This is a genomic window from Pseudomonas sp. BW7P1, from assembly GCF_024981055.1.
In the GTDB taxonomy this organism is placed as follows: domain Bacteria; phylum Pseudomonadota; class Gammaproteobacteria; order Pseudomonadales; family Pseudomonadaceae; genus Aquipseudomonas; species Aquipseudomonas bananamidigenes.
Genome location: NZ_CP103374.1, coordinates 5,015,659 through 5,028,774, shown reverse-complemented (window position 1 = coordinate 5,028,774; position 13,116 = coordinate 5,015,659). Strand labels below are relative to the sequence as shown.

The 13,116-nt window shown below is 62.0% G+C and carries 12 protein-coding genes; all 12 read right to left on the bottom strand.

What is annotated here, in order from left to right; translation table 11 throughout:
* Window positions 1-27 precede the first annotated feature (27 nt).
* A complete protein-coding gene (locus NWV16_RS22635) occupies window positions 28-402 on the bottom strand; it encodes an EamA family transporter (RefSeq protein WP_260520829.1) in 375 nt (124 codons plus the stop codon).
* The gene (locus NWV16_RS22630; protein WP_260520828.1) at window positions 399-1,319 is read right to left on the bottom strand and encodes an arginase; all 921 of its coding nucleotides are present in this window, start codon (window positions 1,317-1,319) and stop codon (window positions 399-401) included. Before NWV16_RS22630 ends, NWV16_RS22635 begins: the two co-directional genes overlap by 4 nt.
* A 112-nt stretch (window positions 1,320-1,431) precedes the next feature.
* On the bottom strand, window positions 1,432-1,761 hold the full coding sequence (locus NWV16_RS22625) for a GlpM family protein (RefSeq protein WP_260523572.1): 330 nt from the start codon (window positions 1,759-1,761) through the stop codon (window positions 1,432-1,434).
* A gap of 20 nt (window positions 1,762-1,781) precedes the next feature.
* Entirely contained in the window at window positions 1,782-3,110 is a 1,329-nt protein-coding gene (locus NWV16_RS22620; RefSeq protein ID WP_065258654.1) for a sigma-54-dependent transcriptional regulator, read from the bottom strand.
* Complete coding sequence (locus NWV16_RS22615; RefSeq protein ID WP_260520827.1) at window positions 3,107-5,020, bottom strand: sensor histidine kinase; 1,914 nt, start codon at window positions 5,018-5,020, stop codon at window positions 3,107-3,109. The genes NWV16_RS22620 and NWV16_RS22615 overlap by 4 nt, the downstream gene beginning before the upstream one ends.
* A gap of 156 nt (window positions 5,021-5,176) precedes the next feature.
* Window positions 5,177-5,911, bottom strand: coding sequence for an amino acid ABC transporter ATP-binding protein (locus tag NWV16_RS22610; RefSeq protein ID WP_065258652.1), 735 nt, complete (start codon window positions 5,909-5,911; stop codon window positions 5,177-5,179).
* The gene (locus NWV16_RS22605; RefSeq protein WP_065258651.1) at window positions 5,908-6,579 is read right to left on the bottom strand and encodes an amino acid ABC transporter permease; all 672 of its coding nucleotides are present in this window, start codon (window positions 6,577-6,579) and stop codon (window positions 5,908-5,910) included. Before NWV16_RS22605 ends, NWV16_RS22610 begins: the two co-directional genes overlap by 4 nt.
* Window positions 6,579-7,325 carry an amino acid ABC transporter permease gene (locus NWV16_RS22600; protein WP_065258650.1) on the bottom strand — a complete coding sequence of 249 codons (747 nt, stop codon included), beginning with the start codon at window positions 7,323-7,325 and terminating at the stop codon, window positions 6,579-6,581. Before NWV16_RS22600 ends, NWV16_RS22605 begins: the two co-directional genes overlap by 1 nt.
* A 194-nt stretch (window positions 7,326-7,519) precedes the next feature.
* Window positions 7,520-8,446: a glutamate/aspartate ABC transporter substrate-binding protein gene (locus tag NWV16_RS22595; RefSeq protein WP_260520826.1), complete on the bottom strand. Its 927-nt coding sequence runs from the start codon at window positions 8,444-8,446 to the stop codon at window positions 7,520-7,522.
* 264 nt (window positions 8,447-8,710) lie between these two features.
* Window positions 8,711-9,979 carry a tryptophan permease gene (gene mtr / locus NWV16_RS22590; RefSeq protein ID WP_260520825.1) on the bottom strand — a complete coding sequence of 423 codons (1,269 nt, stop codon included), beginning with the start codon at window positions 9,977-9,979 and terminating at the stop codon, window positions 8,711-8,713.
* A 67-nt stretch (window positions 9,980-10,046) separates the two neighbouring features.
* Window positions 10,047-11,384 (bottom strand): amidase family protein, encoded by a 1,338-nt coding sequence (locus NWV16_RS22585; protein ID WP_260520824.1) that lies wholly within the window; start codon window positions 11,382-11,384, stop codon window positions 10,047-10,049.
* A 31-nt stretch (window positions 11,385-11,415) separates the two neighbouring features.
* Entirely contained in the window at window positions 11,416-13,116 is a 1,701-nt protein-coding gene (locus NWV16_RS22580) for an NAD(P)/FAD-dependent oxidoreductase (RefSeq protein ID WP_260520823.1), read from the bottom strand.

Below are 13,116 nucleotides of genomic sequence, written 5' to 3'. Positions count from 1 at the left end.
CCATTCCTTTTGAGTATCAGTTGAGAATCAGGCATGGCCGACACACACGAGCATCACGCCCGCCGTAATCACCAGGGTGCCCAGCCAGCGCCGGCGGCTGACGGTTTCGCCGAGGAACAGTTTGCCGGCCAGCACCACGCCGCAATAGGCCAGCGCCGCCGCAGGAAACAACAGGCTCAGCGGCGCCCGGGACAGCGCTTCGAGCCAGACGAAAAACTCAATCACGTAGGCGCCGATCCCGCACCACAGCAGCGGCGCATTGAACACCTGGCCCCAGAACGCGCCCAGCCGAAAACCGCCTTCCAGTTCCGGCAAACGGTCCAGGCCGAGCTTGAAACAGAGCTGGCCTGTCACGTCCAGCACGATGGAAAACGCCACCAGCAAAATCACGGTCAAGGTCATGGGAACAGCTCCTCGAACAACTCGATCAGCGCCTGATTGGTCGCCGAGTTGCGCAGCAGATCGGTCTCGCTCCAGCGTTCGGCCGGGGGCTGGTCGGACTTGGCTTCCCAGCGCTTGAACGCGTTGCTGAAGGCCGGACGGGCGAACTCACCGCAAATGTCGATGCCGAGCACGCGCTTGCTGGCCACCAGGCTGCGAATGGCCTGAAGCAAGTGGCTCAGACGCATCTGGCCCTGATCCCAATTGGTCGCGGCGTCTTCGCTGGCCAGCACGTCCTTGTCGATGGTGATCCACACGGCTTTGGTCGGAAGACTGGCGATCATCCGGTCGAGAAACGCCGACCAGTCCTGATCGGCCAGATTGTGCCAGTGCAGCAGGTTTTCCTGTTGCTGATGGCCGGCGCCGTCACCGACCCGACCCCAGACTTTCGACGGCGGGTGCTGCCACGGAAACAGCTGCAACACCCCGCGCTTGAGCGCCCCGAGATTGCCGCCCTTGATCTGCGGATTTTGCAGATCGTCGCTGCACGGGCCGAGTGTGACGATGCGTTCGATGTTCGGCAGTTTCAGCGCCTGATTGACCCACGAGCCGCAATGGCGACGTGGCGCGAAGTGCACCCAGTCGGGATGGTTGTCGAAGTGGATCAGGCTCACCGGCTCCGGCAGGTCAGTCAGGAACGCAGGCGTCAGATGGTGGTAGTCGCCGGAGCCGACGAAAAAGATTTCCGGTGCAGGGCCGCTGTGTCGGGGACGCTCGCGCAGGCGTTCGGCAAAGCGGCGGAAGGTGCGTTCGCTGGACCAGAGCCGCAGTTTCGGGCCGAGGTCAAGCAGGTCCAGGCGCCGGGCACGGCCACTGTCGAGCAGCCGCGCGATGGAGGCCTGAGCGGTCAGGCTGTGGTCGAGATCTAAAATGTTCAAGGTCGCAATTCACCCTTGGCAGACCCTCCCAGACACCGGCCTCATCGAACATGAGCGCCGGCCGGACGGGCATTTCGGGGTAAATGCAAGGGACGGGCCAGCCTTTCGGGCGTCAGGCGTGCAGGCGTACCCAGACGCTGACCAGCACGGTCGCCGCCATCAGCCATGCCACTGCGGCAACGGCCAGCGAAGCTTCGAGGCGCAGCCGGTCGACCATCACGTACAACGTCGCGAGATACACGAAGTACGGAATGATCGACCACATGCCGAACACGATGGTGGTCTTCAGGTCATCGACCGAGCGACCCTTGCCGACGACGTAGTGGGCGATCAGGGCAAAGGTTGGAAACAGCGGCACCAGACCGGCGATGTAATAGTTTTTGGTTTTGGCCAGCATGGCGAGGATCACCACCACCGCCGCACCGAGAAAGGCTTTGAAAATCAGATCCACATCGTTCTCGCTTAATGGCTCAGGCCGTATTTTTTCACTTTGTCGAACAGCGTGGTCTTGGCCATGCCCAGCTCCAGACTGGCCTGGGTCAGGTTGCCGCCGCTGCGCTGCAGGGCATCGCTGAGCAGGTTGCGTTCGAAGGCTTCCACCGCTTCGGCGAATGCCAGACCCTGCCCGCCGCTGCCGGCACCGGACTTCTTGAACGCCGGCAGACCGAGGGCGAAGCGCTCGGCGACGTTGCGCAACTCGCGCACGTTGCCCGGCCAGTCGTGGCTCATCAGGCTGGACAGGGTCTGGTTGTCCAGCTCCGGCAAGGTGCGATCGAAGCGCAGGGCCGACTGCTGGGTGAAGTGTTCGAACAGTTGCAGGATGTCTTCGCGGCGCTCGCGCAGCGGTGGCAGTTCCAGGGTCACCACGTTGAGGCGGTAATACAGGTCACTGCGAAACTCCCCGGCCTTGCTCGATTCGTCGAGGTCGGACTTGGTCGCCGCGATCACCCGGCAATCCACCGCCACGCTCTGGTTCGAGCCGAGGCGTTCGAGGGTGCGCTCCTGCAACACCCGCAGCAGTTTGATCTGCAACGGCAGCGGCATGCTTTCCACTTCATCGAGGAACAGCGTGCCGCCGTCGGCGTGTTCGATCTTGCCGATGCGCCGCTTGCCGGCGCCGGTGAAGGCGTTGGCCTCGTGGCCGAAGATTTCGCTTTCGAACAGGTTCTCCGGCAGACCGCCGCAGTTCAGGGCGACAAACTGTTTGCCGTGGCGACGGCTGAAGTCGTGCAGACAACGGGCGACCAGTTCCTTGCCGGTGCCGGTTTCGCCTTCGATCAGCACGTTGGCCGAGGTGTCGGCGACGTTGGCGATCAGCTCGCGCAGGTTCTGCATGGCCGGCGAGCGCCCGATGATCCGTCCTTCAAGGGAATCGCGTTCGGCCAGTTGCCGACGCAGGGACGAGACTTCGCGGGCCAGGCTGCGTTGCTCCAGCGCACGCCGGGCGACGTCCACCAGCCGTTCCGGGGAGAACGGTTTTTCCATGAAGTCGTAGGCGCCTTTCTGCATGGCGCCGACGGCCATGGAGATGTCGCCGTGACCGGTGATCAGCACCACCGGCAGGCTGCGGTCCCGTTGCTTGAGGCGGGTCAGCAGTTCCAGGCCATCGATGCCGGGCAGGCGAATGTCGCTGATGACGATGCCGGCGAAGTTGTCACCGACCTGCTCCAGCGCTTCCTCGGCACTGCCGACGCCGATGCAGGGGATGTCTTCCAGGGCCAGTGCCTGCTGGCAGCCGAGCAGCACATGGGGATCGTCTTCGACGATCAGCACACTAAGGTCGTTGTTCATATTGGCTCGGCAGGGTCAGGGCTTACCAACGGTAAACTGAGGACGAAAGTAGTGCCGCCGCCGGCCGGGTGTTCGACACCCAGATGCCCGCCGGTGGCGGCCGCCAGACTGGCGGAGAGGGTCAGGCCGAGGCCCAGGCCCTGCTCGCCGGGTTTGGTGGTGAAGAACGGCTCGAACAGATGCTTGCGCGCTTCGGCGTCGATGCCGTGACCGTTGTCGCGCACTCGCAGGCGATATTTGCCGTCGAAGGCTTCGCCTTCCAGCCACAGTTCCGGCAACGGTTGTGCTTGCATGGCGTCGAGGGCGTTGCCGATCAGGTTGACCAGAATCTGTTCCAGCCGTGTCTGGTCGATTTGCACCTGGACGTCGTCGAACCGGCGATGAATCTGCAGGGCGGCGTGTTCGACCCGTGCGCCCAGCACTTGCAGCGCGGCGTCCACCGCTTTGCCAAGGCTGGCGCGGCCCTTGTCGTCGCCGCGCCGGGCGAACGAGCGCAGGCTGGCGGTGATCCGGCCCATGCGGTCGATCAGGTCGTTGATGGTTCTGAGATTGGTGCTGGCGACGTCGAGCTGGCCGCGCTCCAGAAAACGTACAGTGTTGCCCGACAGCGTGCGCATCGCCGCCAGCGGCTGGTTGAGTTCGTGGGCGATGCTGGTGGACATCTGGCCGATGGCCGCGAGTTTGCCGGCCTGCACCAGTTCGTCCTGGGCGCGGCGCAGGGTTTCTTCGGCCTGACGGCGTTCACGGATCTGGCTCTTGAGCCGTTCGTTGCTGGCGCGCAGGTCGGCGGTGCGTTCGGTAATCCGACGCTCCAGCTGATTGTTGGCTTCCTGCAGGGCCTCGCGGGCGGCGAGGCGGGTGGCGATGACCTTGCGCCGCTCGTTCCAGGCAATCAGCAGAAACGCCACCAGCGCGAAGGCGACCGCCACCAGAATCCCCTGATTGATCGCTTCGCGCCGCAGATCCTGCAACGGCGTGAGCAGGGTGAAATTCCACGGGGTGTCGCTCAATGGCCGGGTTTGCGCCAGGTAGCTGATGTTCTCTTCATCGCGATCCTGTTGCGGCAGCACTTCGCTGTTGGCCGGGAAGGTGAGTTTTTCCACGCCTTCGGCCAGGGTTTCCCGGGCCAGCGGTTGCAGTTCGTTGAGCGGGAACCAGTAATACTGCAGGCTGCGGGCAAGTTTTTCCTTGGTCTCGTCGCTCAGCGGCACCACGGATTTCAGGCGCCGGGCCGGATCGCTGGAGAGAATGATGATGCCGTTCTCGTCACTGACGAAGGCTTCCAGACGTGCCCGTTGCCAGCGCTCCTCCATGGCTTCCATGCGCACCTTGACCACCGCGACGCCGATGATCTTGCCGTGTTCTTCCAGGCCGTGGGCCAGGTAATAGCCGGGTTCACCGTTGGTGCTGCCGATCCCGTAGAAGCGTCCGGGCTGGCCACGCACCGCGTTCTGGAAATAGGCACGGAACGACAGGTCTTCGCCCAGGTAGCTGTCGACATCGCGCCAGTTGCTGGTGGCCATGACCCGGCCGGTGGTGTCCATGACGTAAATGGCCCGACTGCGGCTGCGCCGGTTCAGGCCTTCCAGATAATCGTTGACCGTTTGCCGGTGCTCCGGGGTCGGGTCGTCGAGCAACTGCGAAACGCTGGATTCGAGTTCCAGCAGGCTGGGCAGGTAGGTGTATTTGCTGATTTCGCTTTCGACGGCCCGGGCGTTGAGTTCGAGCTGGCGCTGGCCGTTTTCGCTGAGGCTGCGAATGCCGAAGTGTTCACTGACCCAGAAGCCGGCGTAACCCAGTCCGACCATCAAAACGATGATCAGCGGCGGCAGGAACAGATGGCGGATCAGACGGGGTTTCACGGCAAGTGATGGCGTGGTTGCGCGATAGAGATTGGGGTCGCATTTCATCACAGATGCCTTGGGTCAACCACAACACTTACCTTAAAGCTGCCACTGCCCCTGTGGGAGCGGACTTGCCAGCGATAGCGGTCTGTCAGTCGACATCATCGACAACTGACAGGGCCCCTTCGCGGGCAAGCCCGCTCCCACAGGGATCGCAGTGTTTTAGTGCTGCAGGATTTTCTCGAGGAAATGCTGCGCGCGTTCGGAGCGTTGGCTGATATCGCCGAAGAACTCTTCCTTCTTGCAGTCTTCGATGATCTGGCCCTTGTCCATGAAGATCACCCGATCCGCCACCTTGCGGGCAAAGCCCATTTCGTGGGTCACGCACATCATGGTCATGCCTTCGTGGGCCAGTTGCACCATCACGTCCAGCACTTCGTTGACCATTTCCGGGTCCAGCGCCGAAGTCGGCTCGTCGAACAGCATGACGATCGGGTCCATCGCCAGCGCACGGGCAATGGCCACACGCTGCTGCTGGCCGCCGGACAGCTGGCCCGGGTGTTTGTGGGCATGCGCCGACAGGCCGACGCGCTCCAGCAATTGCAGGCCTTTTTTGGTCGCTTCTTCCTTGCTGCGGCCCAGCACCTTGATCTGCGCAATGGTCAGGTTTTCGGTGATGGTCAGGTGCGGGAACAGTTCGAAATGCTGGAACACCATGCCCACGCGCGAACGCAGTTTCGGCAGGTCGGTCTTCGGGTCGGCAATCGAGGTGCCATCGACCACGATGTCGCCTTTCTGGAACGGCTCAAGGGCGTTGACGCACTTGATCAGGGTCGACTTGCCCGAACCGGAGGGACCGCAGACCACGATCACCTCACCTTTCTTGACCTCGGTGCTGCAATTGGTCAGCACCTGGAAGTCCCCATACCACTTGTTGATGTTCTTGATAGAGATCATACGGCGAACCTTTTTTGCAGACGCTTGACCAGCTGCGAGGCGGCAAAGCTGATGATGAAGTACACGAGACCTGCGAAGATCAGGAACTCATTCGAACGGCCAATGATGTCGCCACTGGCGCGCGAGGCGTTGAGGAAGTCCACCAGGCCCACGGTGTAGACCAGCGACGTGTCCTGGAACAGGATGATGCTCTGCTGCAGCAGCAGCGGGGTCATCTTGCGGAACGCCTGGGGCAGGATGATCAGGCGCATCATCTGGCCGTAGTTCATGCCCAGTGCCTGGGCGGCACCCATCTGGCCTTTGGGGATCGACTGCACGCCGGCCCGGACGATTTCGCAGAAGTACGCCGCTTCGAACATCATGAAGGCCACGATGCACGAGGTGAACGCGCCGATCGGGGTGTCTTCGCCGGTGATCCAGCGCAGCACGAACGGCACCGCCAGGTAGAACCAGGTGATCACCAGCAGCAGCGGGATCGAGCGGAAATAGTTGACGTAGGCGCCGGCGAGGTTCGACAGCAGTCTGTTATGGGACAGACGGCACAACGCGAGGAGGGTGCCGAGGATGATCCCGCCGACCACGCCCAGCGCCATCAGCTTGAGGGTCATCAGCATGCCGTTCCACAGGCCGGGAATGGCCGGGACGATGCCACTGAAATCGAATTCCATCATTTACCCCCCACGGAGATCAGGCCGGGCACGGCGACTTTCTTCTCGACCATGCGCATCAGCAGCATCAGGCTCATGTTCAGGGTGAAATAGATCAGGGTCGCCAGGGTGAACGCCTCGAACAGGTTGGCCGAGAACTCGGCGGTCTGTTTGGTTTGCGCCAGCAGTTCCATCAGACCGATCAGCGAGGCCACGGAGGAGTTCTTGAATACGTTCAGGAATTCCGAGGTGAGCGGCGGAATGATGATCCGGTAGGCCTGGGGCAGCAGCACGTTCCAGTAGATCTGCGGCAGCTTGAAACCCATGGCGCGGGCGGCGGATTCCTGGCCGCGTGGCAGCGCCTGGATACCGGTGCGAACCTGTTCGCAGACCCGGGCGGCGGTGAACAGGCCCAGACAGACGACAACGCTCAGGTAGGCCGAGGTGGTCGGGTTCAGGTCCTGCTTGTACCACTCCTGCAGGTTTTCCGGCAGCAGATCGGGCACCAGGAAGTACCAGATGAACAGCTGAACCAGCAGCGGCACGTTGCGGAACAGTTCGACGTAGCAGGTCGCGATGCCCGATACGATGCGGTTCGGCACGGTGCGCATGATGCCCAGCAGCGAGCCGAGTATCAGGGCGATGATCCAGGCCACGATGGCGATGGCGATGGTCCAGCCCAGGCCGGAGATGAACCAGTCGAGATAGGTCTCGCTGCCCACACCGGTGGACTTGAAGAACACGCCCCAGTCCCAGTTGTAATTCATTAGGGTCTCCCCTCGATTCGATCGATGTACAAGTGCCCGCCTGGGGAAGATCCTTTCCCGCCCTGATTGTGAAAATCAGGCACACGCGATCGGCTCGAAAACCACCGGGTCGAGTGTTCCAGTTGAAACCAGCAGGTATTGACTGTCGCCCGAGGGAGGGTTGGCTCCCTCAGGCAACAAGGTTAGATCAGGTATCAGATCTTGACGTCGGGTGCAGGCTTGTCGCTCGGATTGGCGATCAGCTCTTTAACCTTGTCGCTCATCGAGAAGTTCAGGTTCAGACCTTTCGGCGGGATCGGGCTTTCGAACCACTTGCTGTAGATCTTGTTGATCTCGCCGGACTTGTAGAGCGCGACGATGGCGTCGTCTACCGCCTTCTTGAAGGCCGGGTCGTCCTTGCGGACCATGCACGCATAGACTTCGAAGGACTGTGGAGTGCCGGTGATGACCCAGCCGTCCGGGTTCTTGGCCTTGGCTTTTTCGCCGGCCAGCAGGGCGTCGTCCATCATGAAGGCGACGGCGCGGCCGCTCTCCAGCATGTTGAAGGCTTCGCCATGGTCCTTGGCGGAGATGACGTTCATGCCCATCTGCTTGTCGGCGTTCATCGCCTTGATGATGCGCTCGGAGGTGGTGCCGGCGGTGGTCACGACGTTCTTGCCTTTCAGATCGGCAAAGTCGGCATAGGAAGGCTTGCCTTCCTTGTCTTTCTTGACCAGCAGACGGGTGCCGATTTCGAAGATGTTGTTGGTGAAGGCGACCTGCTGGGCGCGTTCGGCGTTGTTGGTGGTGGAACCGCACTCGATGTCCACGGTGCCGTTCTGCACCAGCGGAATACGGGTCTGCGAGGTCACCAGGTTGTATTTGACGTTCAGGTCGGGCTTGTTCAGGTCCTTTTTCAGGGCTTCGACGATAGCGACCTGAATGTCGTGGGAGTAGCCCACGGGTTTGCCCGAAGCATCGGCGAGGTAGGAGAACGGAATGGAGCTGTCACGATGTCCGAGGGTGATGGTGCCGGAATCGTTGATCTTCTTAAGGGTGCCGGTGAGCTCGGCAGCGAAAACTGGTGTGCTGATCAGAGCGGCAGCAATGGCTGCGCCCAGGATATGGGGAACGATGCGCATCAAATTTTCCTCGACATTGTTTTTTTTATGGAGCCGGTTGAGCGGGCCCTTTTGTACTTCGAATGCCTGACGGCTCCTATTGTGCTGGCGCAACAGGCATTCGTCGAAGGAGTGTAGAGCATGAGTCGTGCCAGACCAGTTGCGACAGGTTAACTGGTTGATTTCTATGACGATTAAAGTTTTGGGATGGCTTTTTTGGACGTTTTTGATCCGGTTATCCGAACCGACCGACAGGTCGTGTTCGGAAAACCGAATGCTGACGGCTCAGCGCCAGACGGGCAGCAGGTCCAGGGTAAACAGCAGGTGCGAGACCGCGCAGATCACTCCGAAAAACAGCACCAGAACAATCATGGGCGTGCCGCCCCAGACGCGGTAATGCGGGCTGCCAAAGCGTGCGCGCGAGGCCCGGGCCAGCAGCGCCGGGGTGATCACGGCCCAGAGCGTTGCGGCCAGCCCGGCGAAGCCGATGGCATGAATGAAGCCTTCCGGCCAGAGAAACCCGCAGAACATCGGCGGCAGGAAGGTGGCGGCAGCCGTTCGCAGGCGGCCCATGGGCTGATCGTCGAAGCCGAGTACGTCGGCCAGATAATCGAACAGGCCCAGGGTCACGCCGAGAAACGAGCAGGCCACGGCGAAGTTTGAGAAGAAGGTCAGCAACAGGTCGACATGGGCGCTGTCCAGGCGCGAACCGAGAGCGCTGATCAGCACATCAATGTTGCCGCCGCGCTGGGCGATGTCCTTGAAGGCTTCGCGGGGAATATTGCCCATGCTGCACAGCATCCACACCAGATACAGGCCCAGCGCAATCAGCGTGCCGCCCAGCAGGCAGGCGCGGATGCGCCGAGGGTCCTTGCCGAAATGTTTCATCAGGCTCGGCACATTGCCGTGGAAACCGAACGAGGTCAGGCAGAAGGGCAGGGTCACCAGCAGGTAGGGCCAGTAACGGCTGTCGCCGCCGTTCAGGTCGAGCAGCGTGGCCGGTTGTACATGGCCGAGCAGACCGCCGAAGGTCAGGAAAAACGCCAGAATCTTTGCGCCGAACACCACAGTGGTCATCCGGCTCACCGCCGAGGTACTGAGCCAGACGATGAACGCCACCAGCACGGTAAAACCCAGCCCGCCGAGGCGCGGCGACAGCGAGATGCCCATGGACTGCACGGTGTGATGGATCACTGAACCGCTGGCGGAAATGTAGGCGTAGGTCAGGGTATAGAGCACGAAGACGATGCTCAGACCGTTGATCCGGCTCCAGGCATGCCCCAGCAGATCACGAGTGATGGTCGAGAAACTCGCCCCTTCGTGGTAGTTGAGGTTGGCCTCGAGAATCATCAGGCCCGAATGCAGGGTGCAGAGCCAGGCAAACACCAGCACCGCGACCGAACCGTAGAACCACAGCCCGGACATGATGACCGGCAGGGAAAACATTCCCGCGCCAACGATGGTGCCGCCGATGATCATGGCGCCGCCCAGGATCGAGGGCGGCCGTTCGAGGACGGAGGATGAAGCGGGTGAATCGAGTGAGGTGGCACGCATGGCAGGGCCTGCATAGATATTGTTATGACGGATCGCTCCAGCTCGCCCCTCTCGGGGCGAGCGGCGTTCATCGGATGTTCAACGGTGCTGACAGCCGGCTCACGGCCTGCAACAGGAAAAGGTCCTGCCCCGGCAGTGCATCGAACGACAGGCCTACCGGCAGAGCGCCCGGTGCCGCCACCGGTACGGTGATGCTCGGCGCTGCGAGATTGCTGGCCGGGTCGGTATTGCGCACGAACCGCTCGAAATGGCTTTCATCCGCGCAATCAGTCAGCAGCGGCGCGCTGCAACTGACCGTCGGGTAGGCCATCAAGTCCAGTCGGTGATGCTCGAACAGCTGCCGGTACTCCTGCTCCAGCCGGACTTTGCCCATCAATGCCTGCACATAATCGGTGTAGGAAATTGCCGGGCTTTCCAGTTGCGTGGTGAGGATTTTCTTGATGCCGGGATCTGCGATTTGCGCCAGGACGTCGAGAAAATCTCCGCCGCGGCCTTCCTTCATCAGGAAGCGTGGGAAATCGATGAAGAATTCGTAGATCGGCAGCGGAAACTGGATGTATTCGTTTATCTCACCGATCACCGCGTCGTTGATCGGTACGAACTCTACGCCTGCGCTGGCGAGTGCATCGATGGCGGCGCGGCAGTCACGGCTGACGTTGTCGTCCAGATCGGCCCAGAGGAAGCGTTCGGGCAGGCCGATGCGCAGCGGTCGATCCTCGCGCAGCGGCGTGACGTGCTGGCCGGTGAGGTGGCCGTGAACGAACCGACAGTCTTCCACCGTGCGTGTCAGCAGGCCCGGGGTGTCCTTGGTCTGCGAGACCGGGACAATGCCGTCGACCGGATACTCGCCGGTGGTCGGGCGCAGGCCGACGATCCCGCAGAAGGCCGCCGGAATGCGCACCGAACCGCCGGTGTCGGTGCCCACCGCGCACGGTACCAGCCCGGCGGCGACGGCGGCGGCACAGCCACCGCTGCTGCCCCCGGCGCTGTGACGTTCGTTCGCCGGGTTGATGACCCTGCCGTGGCTATGGTTGGCCGAGGTCACGCCGAACGACAGTTCGTGCATGTTGTTCTTGCCCACCACGCGCGCGCCCAATTGCTTGAAGCGCGCCACGATGCCGGCATCGTGCTGCGGCCGGTAATCGGCCAGGCCGGGCGTGCCGGCGGTGGTCGGCATGCCGCGGACATTGATGTTGTCCTTGAAGGACACCGGCAGCCCGTAAAGCGGCGCCAGGCGATCAGCCTCCGGGGCATGGCCCAGCGCCGTCGGATCGAAGGTGATGAAACTGTTCAGATGTTGCGTTTTTTCGTGGCGCTCGCGCAGGGCTTGCTGCCAGGTGTCGAGGCAGAGCTCGCCACGGCGCAATCCGTTGACGAGCTGTTCGATGGATAACTGACTGTACATGGAAGGTCTCGGCGAAAAGAGGAGGGCGCCATCAGCAGTAGCGGTATTGCGGGACCAGACCGTCGAGCGGATTGCCGTCGATCAGATCGCCACCCAGGCTGCTGATGACCGAACATGCTGCGTTCAGGGCCGTCTGGATCGAGCCTTCGGCCCAGCCGCCGGTGAACGATGCGCCGCAGCCGGCCAGATAAAGCCCGGTGTCCTGGCGCGGGTCGAGGGCGGTGCGGAACTGATAGAACAGCCGTTCGGAATAGATGTCGTCGCCGGGGAAATTCAGCTTGAAGGCGCCGAGGGCGTGCTTGTCGGTCAGCCAGTCGTATTCGAGCACGTAGCGCTGATAGTCGCCGTCGAGCGGAACCAGGTGACGGGCGAATTCCGGGGCACTCATCGCCAGTTCATCCACCAGCCGCAGGCAACGCTGTACCTTGTCGGTCATGGAGACCATCTTGTGCGAGTCGTCTTCCCAGGTGTAACTGATCAGCACCACGCCCCACGAGTCCGGATCCTGCGGAGCGTAATCCAGGCAGTACACGCCCTTGACCAGAGTGTCGGTCTGGATGTTCTGCGCCAGGCCGTGTTTGAGCCAGAACTTGTCTTTGGTCAGGATGAACAGCTTGGACGAGCCGACCATGTGGGTTTCGTTGATCGCCCGGGCCACGTCACGGTTCACGAATGCCTGGTTCTGCGTGAGCTTGAGATTGACCTGCAAGGCGCGGGTCGTCGTGGTGGTGATCACCCGGTCGCAGGCATAGGTTTCGCCGTTGCTGCCGGCCAGCAGGATTTGCCCGTCGGCGCCCTTGTTGATCGATTCGATGCGCGTGCGGCAAATCATGTCGCGCAGCTGCATGCCGTTGAAGCGTGTGTCGGCGATCAGTTCTGCCAGCGAAGAAATACCGTTCGGTACCAGTCGCTGATTGACCTCCAGTGCGTTGACCACCAGCCGCAGGATTTCGGTGAACGAGGCGCGATAGACCGACTGGAAACCACCGGAGCCGATGCCCAGCGAGCCGAACAGGTGGAAGTCTTCCGGTTTGCGCCAGGCCTTGCCGCCCGGCGGGTTCTGGCTGGTGAAGATGCGCACCATGGCCGAGTAGAACGAGCTGTCGCCGAAGCAGTCCAGATAGCGTTGCCATTCCGGCTGCACTTCACGGAAGTTGTGTTGTTTGAGCAAATCGGTCAGCAGCAGCGGCGGGGCAAGGTGGGTGCCGTCGTCCAGCACGGCGCCTTCGCGCAAAAAGGCATTCCAGCCCTGGTGCACGGTACTGAACAATGCCGGCGGCGGCTGCATCGCGGGCCAGTGGTGGGTCTCGCCACGGTAATGCAGTTCGGTATCGACCACCCCCGGATCGGGAAAGGCTTCGGTGGTCTGGATGCCGAATTTGTTCAGGTAATGGAACAGCCCGACCTCGCTCGGCGGAAAGCGCATGGCGCCCATTTCCGCGATGAACTGCGGTTGTTCTGCATCGAAGCACTGGGTCAGCAAACGGCCGCCGATATGGCTTTCCTCGGCCTCGAACAGGGTCACGCGACGGGCACCGGCACGCAGCAGTTCATAGGCCGCTACCAGCCCGGTCAGGCCGGCGCCGACGATGCCGATGTGTTTTTCCGCGGTGTGCGCCGGCAGGCAGCCGATGGCCTGGTCGGCGTTGCGCAGGAACTGACCGTAATCGTAAAGCAGGTCGACATAGGGGAAAGACAGGCACGCGGTAGCCTGGCTGGCAGGATTGTTCAT